The 18110-nt window shown below is 70.9% G+C and carries 12 protein-coding genes; 9 read left to right on the forward strand and 3 right to left on the reverse strand.

The annotated features are described in order from the left end of the window. Positions 1 to 11 precede the first annotated feature (11 nt). Positions 12 to 1001, reverse strand: coding sequence for a helix-turn-helix transcriptional regulator (locus ACFEMC_RS00330; RefSeq protein WP_380172484.1), 990 nt, complete (start codon positions 999 to 1001; stop codon positions 12 to 14). A gap of 32 nt (positions 1002 to 1033) precedes the next feature. Here ACFEMC_RS00330 and ACFEMC_RS00335 point away from each other — a divergent pair, with 32 nt between their 5' ends. Continuing rightward, the gene (locus ACFEMC_RS00335; protein ID WP_380172486.1) at positions 1034 to 1510 is read left to right on the forward strand and encodes a VOC family protein; all 477 of its coding nucleotides are present in this window, start codon (positions 1034 to 1036) and stop codon (positions 1508 to 1510) included. Positions 1511 to 1513: 3 nt separating this feature from the next. Here ACFEMC_RS00335 and ACFEMC_RS00340 read toward each other — a convergent pair whose 3' ends face one another. Next, entirely contained in the window at positions 1514 to 2260 is a 747-nt protein-coding gene (locus tag ACFEMC_RS00340; RefSeq protein ID WP_380172488.1) for a GntR family transcriptional regulator, read from the reverse strand. Between the two features lie 84 nt (positions 2261 to 2344). On the opposite strand from ACFEMC_RS00340, the gene ACFEMC_RS00345 reads away from it, so the two are divergent. The 3 genes from ACFEMC_RS00345 to ACFEMC_RS00355 are packed head-to-tail and all read left to right on the forward strand — an operon-like array spanning position 2345 to position 5282. Next, positions 2345 to 3466, forward strand: a complete 1122-nt coding sequence (locus ACFEMC_RS00345; protein ID WP_380172490.1) for a TIGR03364 family FAD-dependent oxidoreductase — start codon at positions 2345 to 2347, stop codon at positions 3464 to 3466. After that, positions 3463 to 4131 (forward strand): HAD family hydrolase, encoded by a 669-nt coding sequence (locus ACFEMC_RS00350; protein ID WP_380172492.1) that lies wholly within the window; start codon positions 3463 to 3465, stop codon positions 4129 to 4131. The genes ACFEMC_RS00345 and ACFEMC_RS00350 overlap by 4 nt, the downstream gene beginning before the upstream one ends. 11 nt (positions 4132 to 4142) lie before the next feature. Continuing rightward, the gene (locus tag ACFEMC_RS00355) at positions 4143 to 5282 is read left to right on the forward strand and encodes a pyridoxal phosphate-dependent aminotransferase (protein WP_380172494.1); all 1140 of its coding nucleotides are present in this window, start codon (positions 4143 to 4145) and stop codon (positions 5280 to 5282) included. An 18-nt stretch (positions 5283 to 5300) separates the two neighbouring features. On the opposite strand, the gene ACFEMC_RS00360 is transcribed toward ACFEMC_RS00355, so the two are convergent. Beyond that, positions 5301 to 6281 (reverse strand): aldo/keto reductase, encoded by a 981-nt coding sequence (locus ACFEMC_RS00360; RefSeq protein ID WP_380172497.1) that lies wholly within the window; start codon positions 6279 to 6281, stop codon positions 5301 to 5303. A gap of 605 nt (positions 6282 to 6886) precedes the next feature. Here ACFEMC_RS00360 and ACFEMC_RS00365 point away from each other — a divergent pair. The 5 genes from ACFEMC_RS00365 to ACFEMC_RS00385 all read left to right on the forward strand — a co-directional run bounded on the left by ACFEMC_RS00365 (position 6887) and on the right by ACFEMC_RS00385 (position 18110). Next, positions 6887 to 14932 (forward strand): DNRLRE domain-containing protein, encoded by an 8046-nt coding sequence (locus ACFEMC_RS00365; protein WP_380172499.1) that lies wholly within the window; start codon positions 6887 to 6889, stop codon positions 14930 to 14932. 155 nt (positions 14933 to 15087) lie between these two features. Then, on the forward strand, positions 15088 to 15534 hold the full coding sequence (locus ACFEMC_RS00370) for a hypothetical protein (RefSeq protein ID WP_380172501.1): 447 nt from the start codon (positions 15088 to 15090) through the stop codon (positions 15532 to 15534). Between the two features lie 171 nt (positions 15535 to 15705). Then, the gene (locus tag ACFEMC_RS00375) at positions 15706 to 16374 is read left to right on the forward strand and encodes a response regulator transcription factor (protein WP_380172503.1); all 669 of its coding nucleotides are present in this window, start codon (positions 15706 to 15708) and stop codon (positions 16372 to 16374) included. A gap of 57 nt (positions 16375 to 16431) precedes the next feature. Next, a complete protein-coding gene (locus ACFEMC_RS00380) occupies positions 16432 to 17094 on the forward strand; it encodes an HAD-IA family hydrolase (RefSeq protein ID WP_380172505.1) in 663 nt (220 codons plus the stop codon). After that, complete coding sequence (locus ACFEMC_RS00385) at positions 17091 to 18110, forward strand: hydroxyacid dehydrogenase (protein ID WP_380172507.1); 1020 nt, start codon at positions 17091 to 17093, stop codon at positions 18108 to 18110. The genes ACFEMC_RS00380 and ACFEMC_RS00385 overlap by 4 nt, the downstream gene beginning before the upstream one ends.

Here is an 18110-nt window from a genome sequence, read left to right on the forward strand (position 1 = left end):
TGGTCGAGCCGTCACGATGGCACGTCCGCAGGTGCCCTGCCAACAGTCGGTTGAACGTCGTAGGTCCTCGTGAGTTCCCGGCCCAGGCGGGCCAGTTCGTCGCGGACGGTGTCCGGCGCGAGGACCTCCAGGTCACCGCCCCAGCCGGCGAGCGTCCGGGCCAGGTCGAGGGCGGTGGGGGCCGCGAGCCGGCACCGGACCCGGCCGGCACCCGCGTCGTGGACGTCGCTGCGGACGTCGGTGCAGTGCCTCCCGAACTGGCGGCGCAGGACGGGCAGGAAGCGCTCCGCCACGACGACGGTCGCGACCGTGGTCGACCGCCGCCGTTCCACCTCGTCGACGACGCGGCTCCACTCGCGGGCCAGGTCGAAGTCCGCGGGAACGTCGAAGGTCTCGGCCCGCTCCGCCACCGCCTCGACGCGGTCGACGCGGAACGTGCGGCGTCCGGCGAGACCGTCGGCGAGCAGGTACCAGACCTCGTCCTTGGCGACCAGGCCGAGCGGCTCGACCACCCGGCGGCTCCGGCCGCGCCGGGAGGCGTACGTCAGCTCGACCCGGTGGCGGGTGACGACGCTGCGCTGCAACCGGTCCACGAGCGCCGGGCGGCCCTCGGGTACGTCGCCCCAGGCCCCGTGGTCGACGACGACCGCCTGGGCCGCGGCCTCCGCCTCCGCGCGGAAGGTGCCCGGCAGGGCGCGGACGAGCTTGCGCAGGGCCGTGCGGGTCGCCGGGTCCCCGGCCGCGGGCCCGGCCACGAGGAACAGGGCGTGCGCCTCGTCGCGGGTCAGCCCGGACAGGTCGGTGCGGGCGCCACCGACGAGCGACCAGCCGCCGCCGCGCCCCGGCTGCGGGTAGACGGGCACCCCGGCGGTGGACAGGGCCTCCAGGTCACGACGCGCCGTGGCCAGGGACACCTCGAGCTCGGCGGCCACCTCGGCGGCCGTCACCCGCCCCCGGCTCTGCAGCAGCAGGAGCACGGCCACGAGACGGTCGGCGCGCACACGACGAGAGTGCCACCAGAAGTGCTCAGGAGGTGAGCACTTCACGCGGGAGCGTGGACCTCGACGGACACCGGACGAGCGAGGAGCACGTGATGTTGCGAGGGATGTCGACCGTGGCGCTGCTGGCCGAGGACTTCGAGGGCGCCAAGCGCTGGTACACCGACCTGCTGGGGTTCCCGCCCTACTTCGACCAGCCCTGGTACGCCGAGTTCCGCGTCGGGGACCACCAGCAGGAGCTGGGGGTCCTCAACGCGCAGTACGCCGCCGACCTCGGCGGCGTGCCGGCCGTCGACCGCCCCGGCGGGGTCGTCCTGTACTGGCACGTCGACGACCTCGACGCGGCCCTCGCCCGGACGCTGGAGCTCGGGGCGAGGGTGTTCCAGCCGGTGCGGGAGTTCGGGGAGGGGTTCACGGGGGCGTGCGTCGTGGACCCGTTCGGGAACCTCCTGGGGTTGATGCACAACGCGCACTACCTGGACGTGCTGCAGCGCAACGCCTCCGTCGACTGAAGGTCAACGCCCCACGGGGCGGACGAAGTGCGGCCCCGTCGGACGTCGGCGTCCCGTCGTCGCGACCGTGAACCGCACGACGTCGCTGCGGTACCGGTCGTCGCCGGCTTCGAACACCCGGCCGTCCGCGCCGTAGGAGAACCGCCGCAGCCGCAGGACGGGAGTGCCCGCGGCGACGTCGAGCAGGCGGGCGTCGTCCTCGTCGGCTGCGACCGCGTCGATCTCGTGGTCGACGTCGTCGACGTCGTGCCCGTGCGACTGCAGCACCTCGGTGATGGAGACGGCGTCGAGGTCCTCGGTGAGCAGCAGGCGCCCGACCTCCTCGACGTACGTGAGCCGTTCCAGCATCGTCGGGCGGTCGTCGAGCGTCCGCAGGCGCAGGACGTCGACGACGAGGTCGCCCGGGTCCACGCCGAGCAGGTGGGCGCGGTCGGCGTCGGCCCGGTGCAGCGTCACCGACTGCGTGCGGGCGCCGGGCCGGGCCCCGATCTCCCGGGCCCAGCGCGTGAAGGGGACCGAGGTGTCGACGGGCTGGCGCGCGGGGCGCGTGGCGACGCGGCTCGGCCGGCCCCGCGTCGACTCCACGAGACCCTCCGCGCGCAGCGCGGCCAGCGCGTTGCGGACCGGTCCCCGCGACGTGCGCCACCGGGCGGCCAGCTCGCCCTCGGTGGGGACGTCGTCACCGGGGCGCAGGTCCCCGGACGTGATGCGCTGCCGCAGGTCGTCGGCGATCTGCTGGTAGACGCTCACCGCGGCACCGTACCGACCCCGGGGGTGGGTGTACATCTCGTCGCAGCTCTGCTTGAGTTGGGTAGACAACCTGAGGAGGTGCTGGTGGAGGACCACAGCGACGTCGTCGTGGTGGGTGCGGGGATCGTCGGGCTCGGTGTCGCGGACGCGGCGCGCCGACGGGGCCTCTCCGTGACGGTCCTCGACCGCTCGCCCGCGGCCGCCGGAGCGACCGTCCGGAACTTCGGCCACGTCTGCCTCACCCCGCAGACGGGCCGCGCCTGGGAGTACGGCCGCCTGGCCCGTGAACGGTGGGTCCAGCTCGGCCGCGACGCGGGGTTCGGGGTGCGGCAGGACGGCACCTGGGTCGTCGCCCGCCACCCCGACGAACTCGCCCTGCTCGCCGCGGCCGCGGACCGTGCCCCGGACGGAACCCCCGTGCACCTGCTCGACGCCGACGAGTTCACCGCCCGCGTCCCCGTCGCGCGGGCCGTCGGCGGCGCGCACCTGCCCGCCGACCTCCAGGTGGACCCCCGCCGGGCCGCTGCGGCGCTCGCGGCCCACCTCGAACGTCGCGGCGTCCGGTTCCGCTGGCGCACCCCCGCGCTCGGGGTCGAAGAGGGGCGCATCGTCACCGGTCGCGGAACCCTCACCGCCGGACTGGTCGTGGTCGCCGTCAACCACGACCTGGACCACCTGCTGCCCGGCCTGGCGGAGGCAGCGGACGTGCAGCGCTGCGCGCTCGACATGCTCCGTGTCGACGCAGCCCTGCCGGCGCCGCTGCCCGGTCCGCTGCTGACGGGCTGGTCCCTCGTGCGGTACCGCGCGTTCGCGGACCTGCCCGAAGCCGTCGCCGTCCGGGACCGCCTGCACGCCGAGAACCCCCGCGCGGCCGCCTTCGACGTGAACCTCATGGTCACGCAGCAACCCGACGGTTCGCTCCTGCTCGGCGACACCCACCGCCGGGGCCCTGGGGTCGACCCGTTCCAGTCCGAGGAGGCGAACGAGCTCCTCCTCGCCTGCGCCGCCGACCTCTTCGGCGTCCGCCCCCCGCGCGTCCTCGAACGCTGGCAGGGCGTCTACGCCAGCGGCCCCGAGGAGTTCCTGCTCGCCCGCCCCGCCCCCGGTGTCGTCGTCGCGACCGTGACGACGGGCATCGGCATGACCACCGGTCTCGGCCTCGCCGAGCACGCCGTCCGGTCCGCCCTGCAGGGAGAAGGCCCGTGACCCGCACCGAACTCCTCGTCCTCGACCTGGCCGGCACGACAGTGCAGGACGACGGCGTCGTGGAGCGCGCGTTCGCGCTCGCCCACGAGCGCACGGGCATCGCCGGGGGCATGCCGTGGCCGGAGGCGCTCGCCCACGTCCGCGCGACGATGGGCCAGTCCAAGCTCGACGTCTTCACCCACCTCGGCGGGGGCGACGTCGCGGCCGCGGCCCGGGCGGCCGCCGCCTTCGAGGACGCGTACGCCGAACTCGTCGCGGCCGACGGCGCCCAGGAGGTCCCCGGCGCGACGCAGTTCCTGCGCGACGTCGCCGGACGCGGGATCCGCGTGGTGCTGACGACGGGTTTCGCCCCCGCCACCCGGGACGTCCTCGTCGACGCCCTCGGCTGGCGCGACCTCGTGGACGGAGCTCTGTCGCCCGCCGACGTCGGACGTGGCCGGCCCGCGCCGGACCTCGTCCTGGCCGCCGCCCTGCGCGCGCAGGTCTCGGCGGTGTCCGCCGTCGCGGTCGCCGGCGACACCGTCAGCGACGTGCGGTCCGGGCTCACCGCGGGGGCGGGGCTCGTGGTCGGCGTCCTCACCGGCGCCCACGACCGGTCGGCTCTGGAGGAGGCCGGGGCGCACCTCGTCCTGCCCGACGTCACCGCCCTGCTCACGCACCTGTGAGGATCGGGGGCGTGCCCGCGATCGCTCCCCACGCCCTGACGATCCCCGCCTCGCCGATCCGCCGGATCTACGACCTGGCGCGGGGCCTCGACGACGTCGTCCTGCTGAACGTCGGGGAACCCGACCTGCCCGTCGCGCCGCACGTCCTCGCGGCCGGGGCGCGGGCCTGGGAGGACGACGTCACCGACTACACCCCGAACGGGGGGATCCCCGCACTGCGGGCCGCCATCGCGGCGAAGCTGGCGCGCGAGAACGACCTGCACGTCGACCCCGAGCAGGTGTGGGTCACCGCGGGTGGGATGCAGGCCCTGCACCAGGTCCTGTCCCTGACGCTGGAGGCCGGGGACGAGGTCCTCGTGCCGGACCCGGGGTACGTGAACTTCTCGATGACGGCCCGGCACGTCGGCGCGGTTCCGGTGCCCTACCGCCTCGACCCCGACGACGGTTTCCGTCCCGACCTCTCCACGCTCGAGGCCGCCGTCTCGCCCCGGACGCGGGTGCTGCTCGTGAACTCGCCGTCGAACCCGTTGGGGACGGTGTACCCCGCGGCCGTCCTGGCCGACCTCGTGGAGTTCGCCCGGCGGCACGACCTGTGGGTCGTCTCGGACGAGGTCTACGAACGGTTCACGTTCGGCGTCCCGCACGTCTCGACCGCGTCGCTCGACACGGACGGCCGCGTGCTGTCGGTGTTCTCGTTCTCCAAGACGTACGCGCTGACGGGCGCGCGGGTCGGCTGGTTCGTCGCGCCGCTGGACTGGGCCCCCCTGCTGCGCACGGCGCAGGAGGCCGTCGTCAGCTGCGTCAACGCCCCCGCCCAGCACGCCGCCCTGGCCGCTCTGACCGGCGACCAGCAGGTCGTCACCGACGCCCGCGAGCACTACCGCGCGAACATCGACGTGGTCTGCGAGGCGCTGTCGGGCAACGGGGTCCGGTTCCAGCGGCCGCAGGGGTCGTTCTACCTGTGGGTCGACGTGTCCCACGTGTCCGGTGGCGACGTCGCCGCCTGGTGCGAGCGGTTCCTCGTCGAACGTCGCGTCGCGGTGGCGCCGGGTTCGGCGTTCGGTGCCGGCGGGGAGGGGTGGATCCGGTTGTCCCTGGCCGGGACCCGCGACGACGTGCTGCTCGGTGGGTCGCGGATCCCGGCTCCCTAGGAACTCACTCCTGGGAACTCACCACGCGTACGCCTCGGGGGCCGGCTTGCTGCCGTGCGGGAACGGCGCGGGGAACAGCTCGTCGAGCCGGTCGAGCGCGGCCTGGTCGAGCTGCAGTTCCAGCGACCGCAGCGACCCGGTGAGCTGCTGGACGGTGCGGGGCCCGATGATGGGCGCCGTCACGGCCGGCCGGGTGAGCAGCCAGGCGATGCCGACGTCCGCGGGGTCCGCCCCGAGGTCCCGGCAGAACTCCTCGTACGCCTCGATGGCCGTGCGGTTCGCCGCGAGCCCGTCGGTGTTCGACGTGCCGCGTCCCTCGTCGCCGCTGGCCTGCTTGGCCAGCACCCCGCCGAGCAGGCCGCCCGCGAGCGGCGACCACGGGATGACGCCGAGGCCGTAGTGCTCGGCCGCCGGCAGGACCTCGAGTTCGACCCAGCGCGACATGAGGTTGTACAGCGACTGCTCGCTCACCAGGCCGACGATCCCGCGCTCGGCGGCGCTGGCCTGCGCGGCGGCGAGGTGCCACCCGGCGAAGTTCGAGGACCCGGCGTAGAGGATCTTGCCCTGCTGGCGCAGGACGGACATGCCCTCCCAGATCTCCTCCCACGGCGTCGCCCGGTCGACGTGGTGCATCTGGTAGAGGTCGATGTGGTCGGTCTGCAACCGCTTCAGCGACGCGTCGCAGGCCTGCCGGATGTTGTAGGCGGACAACTTCCCGTCGTTGGGCCAGTCGGTCATGTCGCCGTAGAGCTTGGTGGCCAGGACGGTCTTCTCGCGGCGGCCGCCGCCCTGGGCGAACCAGCGGCCGACGATCTCCTCCGTCTCGCCCTTGTGGCTGCCGTAGCCGTTCGCGGTGTCGAAGAAGTTGATGCCGTGCTCGTGCGCGGCGTCCATCACGGTGTGGCTGTCGGCCTCACTCGTGCGGGGGCCGAAGTTCATGGTGCCGAGGCACAGCGGCGAGACGCGCAGACCTGTGCGGCCGAGGTGGCGGTACTCCATGCCGGAACCCTACGCGCGGGGTGGGGGCGCGGCGCGGTCTAGGTTCGAGGGGTGACCCAACCTGATGGGTACGAATGGTTCATCCCGTCACTGTCGGCCTGCTAGCTCTCATGGTGCATGGCTGCAGCCCAGTCGCGTGGCAGGCAGACACTGAGTGCCGGATGACCGCCCCTGGAGCCGGGCGAAGTCCTGCCGTTTCCGTGTCCTGGCTCAGGTGGGTGCGCGCGCCGTTGAGCGGCGGTTGCCCGTGAGCGGGTGCTCGTGGCCGACGAGTTCGGAGAGCCCCCTGTGACTCTCTGGTGACGCTAAAAGGTGCCGAGTCCAATATTTGGTGGACGGCAACGAGGACAGCTCACTCTTGGCTACCTTCGTGATGCCCCGAGTGACGGGGTTTAGGAAGCGCGGCCACTTCGCGGTAGCGCTTGAACCAGGAGCGCACTCCCATGAACCGTCTCTCTCACCGTCTATTGGGCCACCGCGCGCAGTCCCCGTCGCCCGTGCTCCCGACATCGCCCGCAGATCGGCAGGACGAGAAGCGGCCTGTCCTTCCCCTCCGCCGCCGCCGGGGAGCGGTCCGCGTTGCTGCCGCGTCCACGCTGCTGGCCTTGTCCATCACCGCCGCTGTGGACCTGAACCCGTGGTCGATCATGCAATGGTCGGCCGCGGCCGCCGCCCGCGACGCCGCCCGCCCCACAGACACGGCCGCCGACCTGCAACAAGACGCTCTGGCCGCTGAGGCTGCACAGGCCGACACCGACCACGCCGAGGCGGATCGCCAGGCCGCAGCCGATGCCCGCGACGCACAGACGGCGCCGCCGCCGGTGGTTGGGCTGCCTGCTGCTGATCAGCGGGCACCGATGAGTCCTCGAGACGCCGCGGTGGAAGCAGCACAACGAACGGCGCAAAGCACCGGAGCGCCGGTCGTGGTTGCCGCGTTGACCACGGAGACGTCCCTCACCACCGCTGAACCTGACGGCACCTTCAGCACCCAGACTGCACTTGGAGCGGTCCGGCACCGTAGCGACGGGGGAACCGGGGCCGACGTCACCGGAAAGGTGGAATGGGTTGACAACGACCTTTCGCTCACCGGGACCGACGCCTCGGGACGGACCACCGCTGAGTCCGCTGGCCCGTGGGCTGCTCGCCTGAGCGACGCCTCCGGCGCGGGCATGGTGGCCGTGGGACCGGCGGGACAGACCATCTCCTGGTCTCCTCAGGCCGCGGCTGCCCCCGTCGGCGTCGGTGGGCCTGGTGGTGCACTGCCCCCGGTCAAGGCGGCGGCCCCCACCGCGGGCGTGACCCCCGTCATCGGCGGAGTGGACCTGCAGGTACCCCCGGCGCCGGAGACTCCCTCGCCGATGGCATCGCCCGCTCCTGGAGCGGGGACCACACGCGAGGCCAAGAGCACTGCCCGGGACGTGAGGAGCGCCTCTGAGGCGACCACCGACGGCGCCCCCGGTGACGCCGCTCCCGACGACGCTGGTACCGCGGCGGTGTTTCCTGACGTTCTCAAGGGTGGGCGCGACTACACCGTCAACGTCACTGCGACCGGCGCTGAGGAGTCCGTCGTCCTGGCGTCGCGTGCTGAAGTGAGCGCGGCAGGGGGTGCGAACGCCGCCGCGGTGTACCGGGACACCTTCACCCTGCCCGCCGGCGTCACCGTACGGCAAGCCAGCGCCCAAGGTGGGGTGGACCCCACCACGCTCGGAGTGGAGTTCGTCGACGCCTCGGGCGCTGTCATCGCCACCTTCGGTGGCGGCAAGGCCTTCGACTCGTCCAAGAACGAGGTGGGGGAGCCGGCCACCGCGCCGGTCGCGACCCGCCTGCTGGCGGTCAAGGTCGGCGGGAGTACCGGGACCAGTACGAGCGCAGGGACAGCAACGGTCGAGGTCAGCGTCGACCCGACGTGGGTCGCCGACAACGCTCGCATCTTCCCCCTCACCATCGACCCGCACATCGCCACCGGCACCAGCTTCTCCGGCTCCACCGGCGCCAACGGGTCGAACAACTTCGACGCCTACGTCGACGAGGCCAACCCCACCACCGCTGAAGGGGTCCAGGACTCCAGTCGGCTCCTGGCCGGCTACCGACCCGTCAACGGCGCCACCAAGGGCTCGACCACGCTGGTGTACTTCAACCTCGGGGACCTGATCGGGTCGGAGAACACGATCACCTCCGCGCAGTTCTCCCTGTGGAACAACTACTCCTACTCCTGCACCCCGGCTGGGCTGTGGGTCGACGCCGCCACCGGCTCTTGGAACCCGGCGACGGTGACCTGGAACACGCGCCCGGGTTGGGCCAACGCCGGCTCGATGAAGACCTTCGCGCACGGCTACAACTCGTCCTGTGCCGCGGCCGCAGAGTTCTACGACGTCACCCCCATCGTGCAGAAGTGGGCCAACGGAACCTCCGGCTACTACGGCGGTTTGACCAACTACGGCTTCATCATCACCGCCAACGGCACCGACGTCTCTGGCTACAAGCGTTTCAACTCCGCCGAGACCGGCTCCGGCATGCCCGGCCTGACGGTGTCGTGGGAGAACTGCACCAACTACCCTGCCGGTGCCGGAGGCTCTGGCACCCGCAAGGTGTGCGGGTCCATCCGTGACGACTACGCCACCAACGGCGGCCCGTCTGGGTTCGGACTGCCCACCACCAACGACGCGGCCACTTCCAACGGCAAGGGCTACTTCAACCACTTCGACAAGTCCGGCCAGGCACGCTCCATCTACTGGACCTCCACCCTTGGGGCGCACTCGGTCGTCGGTGCTATCCGCGACAAGTGGGCCAGCGACGGCTGGGAGACCTCCCCTGAGGGCTGGCCGGCCACCGACGACGCCGCGACTCCCTCGGGCAACGGCTACTACAACCACTTCCACAACCTCAACGACGCCGACAAGGCCTACCGCTCCGTCTACTGGACCTCGGCAACGGGAGCACACCTGATCGGTGGGCTCATCCGCGACAAGTGGGCCAACAAGGGGTACGAAAGCGTCGTTGGCTTCCCCGCCACCGACGAGACCGCCACCCCCGACGGGGGTGGACGCGTCAGCTACTTCCAGACTGTCGGCACCGACGGGGCCGGATGGTCAGCCCCGGCCAGCTCCATCAACCCCTACAACGGGGGCATCTTCTGGAAGACAGGCGCCGGGCAGGCCTTCTCCGTCCACGGCCGCATCTACGACATCTACCGCTCCCTCGGTGCCACTGGGTCCTGGCTGGGCTACCCCGTCAACGATGAGTTCCACCCCACCGTCATGCCAGGTGGGGGAGCAGCACCAGCCGACGCCAAGCAGAGCACCTTCGAGAACGGCATCATCTACGGTGACCCCCGCAACGGGTACACCGCGATCGTCAAGACCGCTGCCGCCACCATGCGGGCCCCCCGGGTGAACCAGCACACCGCCCGCCGGCTGCCCTTGGAGTTCTCCGTCAACGCCCCGGGCACCGACGCCGACACCGGCGCGACATCGGTGGACTGGTCCGCCCGCCTGACCAACCCGATCGTGCAGTGGCGTCGCGGCGCCAAGGCGCCCATCACCACCGGCAGCGGTTCGTCGGTCACCACCCTCACCCAGGGCTCGCAGTGGCAGCAGGTCCCTGCCACCGACCTCATCTGGCCCGACGGCAGTCCTGTCAGCAGCACCGACCCCTCCGCCCCCATCCCCATCACCAAGACCGGCCAAACCCTGACCATCCAGTCTGGCCAGCACGGCCAGGGCCGCCTGGCGTGGGACGCGGGCAAGACCCTCGCCGGTCTGGGCGGCATCCTGGACGTGCGGATCGTCTTCACCGACTCCACCACCGGCAAGCAGGTCCCCATCGCCTCTGTCGGGGGCGTGGAGTACGACCCCGACGGCGGACAGTCAGGCACCAGCGCTGTGGGCCCCGGCACGCTGAACCTGCTCACCGGCGCCTACGACCTGTCCGCCACCGACGCAGCTGCCTTCGGGGTCTCTATCAGCCGCACCGCGTCCTCCCGGCGTACTGACGCCGGCAGCCAGAACCTGGCCGGCTCGCCCTTCGGACCGCAATGGTCGATGGGCGGGGTCGATGACGACGTCAGCGCCGACTGGACCTCACTGCGCCAGACCTCCGACTACTCCCTGGACGTTGTGGGCTCAGACGGGCAACCCACGGCCTTCGTCGTCGACGACGCCGGCACTACCTGGTACGCCGAAGACGGCGCCGAGGATCTGCAGCTGGTCCCCTCTGGGGGTAGTTGGAGCCCGCAGAAGCCCTTTGCCGCCGACACCTGGACCCTGACCAGCGGTGACGGCACCGTCACCGTCTTCGGTCAGAAGAGCACCGTCAACCGGGCCGACAACGACCCCATCGTCACCAGCGACGGCACCAAGTCCACGTGGCAGACCGTCTCCATCACCCCGGCCGCTGCTGCCAGCGGCGAAGGCAGCGCTGGACTGGACGCGGCCAAACGCAACGCCACCCGCTACCAGTACACCCAGCAGAACGTCGCCGACGCCAAGGGCGCATCCCAGACCGCGTGGCGGTTGTACCGCATCGGCGCGTCCAACCCCGCGTTGAGCGATGGTCAGCAGAGCACCTGCCTGACCGCCGCCACCCCCGGCACCGGCTGCCGCGTGCTGCAGCTGAACTGGGGAACCCAGAACGGGTTCACCCGGCTACTGTCGATCACCCTGTACACCACCAACCCCGCCAACGGTTCGGTTACCACGGCGACCTTGGCCAGTTACACCTACGACAGCAATGGCCGGCTCGCCACGGTCACCGACCGGGCCGGGCTCGTCACCGCCTACGACTACGCCGCCGACTACACCGCGGCCCGGGGAACCACGACCGGTGTCAACGTCCCCGGTCCGGTCATCAAGCTCACCCCGGCCGGTGGTCAGCTGCCCTGGACCTTCGGGTACGACAGCACCGGCTCAGTGACCTCTGCTCACGACGTGGGTCAGGTCGGTGCTCAAGGCCGGCTCCTGTCGGTCACCCGTCCCACGCTCACCGCGTACACCCCCGGCACCGTCAGCAGCTCGGCTGCCTGGAACGTCGTCTACGGCGTCCCCCTCGACGTCACTGCTTTCGGCCCCTACCCGATGTCTCCGGCCGCGGCGCTGACCTGGGGGCAGGACACCCCGCCGTTGGATGCGACTGCTGTCTTCGGACCCACCGCTGCGAGCGACGCCCGCGCCGGCAGCGACCACGATGCTTACGACGACACCCAGACCTCCGCCGGCGGGGCCAACGGCACGGCGCGCAACTGGTCGACCGCCGCGGTGACCTACCTCGACGTCAACGGTCACACCATCGACGTGGCCGCCCCCTCATCGGCCGCGGGGAAGTGGGTGCCTTCCGGTACCAGCGACACCAACGCCACCACCAGCACGAATCTGGCCAACTCCACCGCTGCCAATCTGGACAGTGATCGCAACAGCGACGGCCAATCCGGCCCCACCGGCAGCGGGGGCGTCAGCCCCAGCAACAACGTCGTCGCCGTCCCAGCTCGAGGTGCCCGCATCAGCGCCGCCTTGGTCGATGACGCCGGCAACACGACGATGGCCTTGAGCCCGGCCAACCGCGCCCTGGCCTTGGGGCAGGACGACGTCGCCGCAGTCAACGCCGGTAGTGCGACGGCCAGTGCTCAGTTGTCCAAGCTGTCCGACACCGTGACCTTGACTCAGCTGCAGACCTGGCAGCGCGCCCAGCTGCTGTCCGCTCAGACCCGGTGGGTGGTCTCGACCTCCGCCGCCTCCGGCCCGCAGGTCAACGCCCCCTCCGAGGTGGCTGCCACCACCGTTGCCCCGTTGAAGCTGACCATCACCAAGGACGGCATCAGTGACGGGTCCAGCACTGCGGTCCCGGCGCGGTCGGTGACCAAGACCGTCTACGACGCTGCCCGACCCAGCGACGCGACTGTGTCCGAGCTGCCCACCAGCGTCACCACCGGTTTCATCTCCGCCGGTGAACTGATGTCGACCACGACCGACACCCGCACCCGTGACAGCCAAGGCGCCTGGCAGACCACCACCGGCGTTCCCACCGCATTCGCCGGGGTCAGCGGCCTGAACACTGCTGCGGTGCTGCTGAACAGCCCGGTCCACGATGTGCGTACCACCAGCACCGAATACGTCTGGAAGGGCGTCGCCGCCGGCAAACCCGTCCGGTCGGTGTCTTCCTCCACCTACAACAGCGACATCCTTGAGACCCGCGCGGCCTACGACATCTTCGGCCGCGTCATTTCCTCGAGCATGCCCCGCGCGGCAGGCACCTCCGCCCCGGACACCACCGTTCCGTCCACCACGGTCACCCGCTACTACGGCGACAGCGGCACCGGCACCAACAACTGCACCACCGACCCGACCAGTGCCGCCGCCAGCAGCCCCATGGCCATGGGCGGGCTGGTCTGCCAGAGCGGACCCGGCAGCCTGTCCGGCATCAACACCCCCGGTCTGCCCAGTGCCGTCACCAGCTACAGCAGCACCGGCCAGCCGAGCCGCCAGGAAGAGAAGAACGGCAGCACCCTGCTGAGGGTCACCAGCAACAGCTACGACGGGTCCAGCGACCGACTGACCCAGACCGTCGTCAGCACGCAGAACGCCGCCGGCGTCACCGCGGGCACCGAAGTCAAGAACTTCACCTACGACGCCATGGGCAACGTCACCACCGTCGACGACGGCAAGCGCACCACCAGCAGCACCCTCACCACTCTGTACGACCTGCTGGGGCGCCCCTACAGCGTCACCGACGCCACGGGACTGACAACCCGCACCGCCTACGACTCCACCGGCCGCGTCGCCGCAACCCAGCTCATCGACGGCAACACCACCACCGGCCGGACCGGTTACTCCACCGTGACCACCGGCAAGACGTGGACCTCGACGAACACCTACGACCCCACCACCGGCGACCTCATCGCCAGCACCGACGAAGCCCCCTCCGGGCAAGCCAGCACCGGACCAGCAGCGATGACCGCGGACGTGAACGGCAGAGCCGTCCAAACCCGCTACAGCAACAGCGCGATGACCACCCGCACGGTGTACGACACCACCGGCGCCGCCATCCGCCGCACCGTCACCACCGGCGCCGCCAACACCGTCATCCTCGACGACGCCGCCACCTCCGACCCCAGCAACAACGGGCAAGTCGGCGGCGGGCAGAGCACGTACGGCCAGCTCATCGAGTCCACCCAGAAGCTGACCGCCATCCCTCTGGACGGCACCGGCAACCCCGCCGGCACCGGCTCCGGCGCAGTCAGCACCCAGACCCGGCACCGTCGCTACACCTACGACGGCTTCGGGAGACTCGTCACCGCAGCCGATTCCAGGATCGCCCCCGCCGTCCCGGGCTCGACCACCTGCACCATCCGCGCCTGGGCCTACGACGCTGACTCCAACCAGATCGGCAAGGGCAGCACCGCCAGCACCGCAGGCGCCTGCGCCGCTAGCGGCTACACCGTCCCGTCCACCACCACCCCCAGCGGCGGTAACAGCGCCTGGACCCACACCTACAACGCCCTCGACCAGATCACCGACACCGGCTACAGCTACGACGGGCTCGGACGGACCCTGGCCGTCCCCGCAGCCGGCAGCGGAGGAACCAGCACCGGTGGGAACCTGGCCACCGCCAGCACCCCCGCCGGCACCACGTCCGTGGCCGTCACCTACAACCCCGGCGACATGGTCGCCAGCCAGACCCTCTCCAGCAGCTCAGGCCCCGAGAACCAAAGCTTCAGCCTCGACCCGACCGGGGACCGGCTCCTCAGCTCCACCACCACCCTGCCCGGAGCTGCCAGCACCAGCATCGTCAACCGCTACAACGACACTGACGACAGCCCCGCGCTGCTGAACGAAGCCGACGGCAGCGTCTCCCGGTACATCACCGCGCTGAACGCCGACCTCGCCGCCACCGCCACCTTCAAGGCCGACGGGACCAGCAACCTCATCTGGCAGGTCCTCAACCTGCACGGCGACGTCGTCGCGACCCTTCCCGACGGCAGCACCACAGCCACCGCCACCCCAGGCACCGACGAATTCGGTATGGCCCTGGACACGACCTCCACCCGCAACAACACCGCCAGCTCCCGGTACGACTGGCTCGGCGGCAAGCAACGCTCCACCAACGCCCGAGCCGGACTCACCCTCATGGGCGCCCGCCTGTACAACCCCGCTACCGCCCGCTTCCTCTCCATCGACCCCGTCCCCGGCGGAACCCCCAACGCCTACGCTTACCCCACAGATTCCATTGGCAGCGTCGACCTCGATGGACGTATGTCCAAGGATGCGGACGCCGGAGGTGGAGGCGCACCCGGTGGGGCGGGCATGCCCCTGACTGGGGGCGTAGGTGGCAAGCCGCTGTCATCGGGCGCCATCGGTCGCTACGGGGAAGAGTTCGCTCGCGACAACCTCGTGAAGTCCAGCAAGAATGGGAAGGTTTACTGGGGTCGTCGGAGTTCTGGTGCTTGGAGGACGATTCCAAATATTGGAGAGCGACGGTATGATGCAGTATCCTTCGATGTGAATGGCCGGGCCACTTACTATGAAATCAAAGCGAACTCGTCCCGAGTGACGGCGCGCCAACGAGCTGCGGATGCATGGATGCGTCAACACGGGTACCGGATACGCTACATCTGGCTGAATGTTGACCGCATGACAGGAGAGGCGAACTACAGGAAATGAGTCCGGCGCCCAACTTACGATCGTTCCGCAAGGAGCTTGCGGCCGCCCTCGGCGACGAGTATCGCCTGGGAAGGAAAGGGATACACAGGGACATCGATTCTTTCACTCGCCTCAGCATCACTCCGGACACCAACTCTGTGTCAGGACATCGAGGGGTGGGTGCATCGATTGTTCTTTACCGCAAGCAGGATTGGATCGACTGGCTGGGCCAATACCAGCAGGACGTCGAAATGGAGTTCGCCGGCAACGCTGAAGGCGGAGATTTCGGCTTCATGATCGGCCCGGAGTACCTATTGGAGAGACCTCATGCGCACAGATGGTGCATCGACGACGCACCTGCGCTGCAGGCCAGTGTGCGTCATGTCAGTGAGCTCATCCGCACAAGACTCGAGCCACTCATCCCGAGGCTAGTCGAGAGATTGCCCAATACTAAAGGGTTCTTGGCTGGGCAAGACTTTCTTGAAATTCCCAAAAAGGCCCGCCTGGGCATGCGAGAAAAATGTCCTTGGGCACCTTGCGTAGAACCAGGGCGGCGGCTGGACGCTGGGGGGGTCGTTCGGTTGGGCGATGGATTTCCGGAGTATTCGACCGGCTCCAGCTGACAAGCAGCTGGAGACCTTTGGGTGTACCTGCCAAACAGGGATGTCCAGGCGGTCTGCGACAGTAGTCGGACTTGCTGAGATTCCAGCCCACTCTCCAAGGCCCAGCGCTGCCCATGCCCGTCGTCGACAACGGCCCACTCTTGTGAGGGCTCGACTGGGCATGATGGCCGGGTGCGCATCCTGCTCGTGGACGACGAGGTGACCCTGGCGACGACGCTCGCCGCGGGGCTGACGGGCGCCGGGTTCGCCGTCGAACTCGCCCACGACGGGCTCACCGGGCTGCAGCGGGCGCAGGAGGGGGCGTTCGACGTCCTCGTCCTCGACATCATGCTGCCGGGCCTCAACGGGTACGAGGTCTGCCGCACCCTGCGCAGCCGGCAGGTCTGGACGCCCGTGCTCGTGCTCACGGCCAAGGACGGGGAGTACGACGAGACCGACGCGTTCGACCTCGGCGCCGACGACTACCTACGCAAGCCGTTCTCGTTCGAGGTCCTCGTCGCCCGGCTGCGGGCCCTCGTCCGTCGTGGGGCCCCGGAACGTCCGGCTGTGCTCGACGCGGGGCGGCTGACGCTGGATCCGGCGCAGCAGCGCGTCCACCTCGACGGGTCCGAGGTGCGGCTGACGGCCCGGGAGTTCCAGGTGCTGCAGCACTTCATGCGCCATCCCGGGGACGTGCTGACGAAGACGAACGTCCTGCAGAACGTCTGGGACGAGTTCTACGAGGGCGACGACAACACCGTCGAGGTGTACGTCGGGTACCTGCGCCGCAAGCTCGGCCGGGAGTTCTTCGAGACCGTCCGCGGCGCCGGGTACCGGTTCCTCCCGGCGCCCCGGACCTGACATCGTGGGTCCGGACTGCTCCCGGGGACGGCCCCGGGCCGAGGGCTGGAGGTCGCAGTGGGTCAGGACCGGGACGTCGACGTCACGGCACGGGGGTTCCTCTTCGACTGCGACGGAGTCCTCGTCGACTCCGACGCCAGCGTCCACGCGGCCTGGAGCCGCTGGGCGGTCGAGCACGGCTTCGACCCCGACGACGTCTACGCCCAGGTCCACGGCCGGCGTGCGGCCGACACCGTCGCCCTGCTCGTCCCGGACGCGGCCCAGCAGGGAGAGTCGTTGCAGCGCATCAACGTCCTGGAGCTCGAGGCCGCCGGTGACGTGCCCCCGATCCCGGGTGCTCCGGAGCTCGTCGCCGCCGTGCCTCCGGGCGCGTGGGCCGCGGTGACCTCCGGGACGCGCCCGCTCGCCCGCGCCCGGCTGCAGGCCGCGGGCCTGCCCCTGCCCGACGTCATGGTCACCGCCGACGACGTGACCGCCGGCAAACCCGCGCCCGAGGGGTACCTCGCGGCCGCCGCCGCGCTCGGCCTGGCGCCCGCCGATTGCGTCGTGCTCGAGGACGCCGTCGCGGGGGTCCTCGCCGCCCGGGCCGCCGGCGTCGGCACGGTCATCGGCGTGGGCGAACGGGCCCTGGCCACCGACGCCGACGTCGTCGTCGCCGACCTGCGCGCCCTGACCGTGGTGGACGGCGGCCTCCGGGTCGCGGGCAGCAGGCTCCGGTGACCGGCAAGCCCGTCGTGCTGCTGCGACCCGCCCCGCAGCAGCGCGACCGCATCTTCACCCCCGACGCCCTGCGGCGGCTGCACGACCTCTTCGACGTCGTCGACCTCGAGGACGACCCGTCGCCCGACGCCGTGGACCGCGCCCTGCCCGACGCGTTCGCCGTCGTGGGTCAGCCCGACCTGCCCGCCGAGCGCCTGCGCGCGGCCGGACGCCTGAAGGCGATCGTCAACGTCGAGGGCAACTTCTTCCCCAACGTCGACTACGCCACCGCCTTCGCCCAGGGGGTGCGCGTCCTCGGCTGCGGGACCGCCTACTCCCAGGCCGTGGCCGAGTACGCCCTCGGTCTCGCGCTGGACCTGGCCCGCGGCATCACGCGCGGCGACCGGGCCGTCCGCGCGGGCACCGAGGAGTACACGGCCGCCGGGAACCTCGACGCGGTCCTGCTGCGGCGGGCGCGGGTCGGGATGGTCGGCTTCGGGAACCTCGGCCGAGCGCTGCGGCCGCTGCTGGCCCCGTTCGAGACCGTCGTGCGGGTCTACGACCCCTGGCTGCCCGCCGCGGTCCTGGAGGACGCGGGCGTCGTCCCCTCCAGCCTGGAGGACACGCTCGCCGAGAGCGAGTTCGTGTTCGTCCTGGCCACCGCCACCGCCGAGAACGCTCACTTCCTCGACGGGCCCGCCCTGGACCTCCTGCGTCCCGGCGCGCGGCTCGTGCTCGTCAGCCGCGCGAACGTCGTGGACTACGCGGCCCTGTTCGAGCGCCTGGCGCAGGGGCGGTTCCTCGCCGCGATCGACGTCTGGCCACAGGAGCCGATCCCCGCCGACGACCCGTTCCGGACCCTGGAGACCGCCGTCCTGTCCGCCCACCGGGCCGGTGGCATCCCGCAGGCCTTCACCTCGATCGGCGACATGGTCTGCGACGACCTCGAGCTGATGAGCCGGGGTCTGCCGCCCGTCCGGCTGCAGGTCGCCGCCCCCGAGCTCGTCACGCGGTACCGCAACAAACCCGTGGGCTGA

This window comes from Kineococcus sp. DHX-1 (assembly GCF_042473625.1).
Lineage (GTDB): Bacteria > Actinomycetota > Actinomycetes > Actinomycetales > Kineococcaceae > Kineococcus.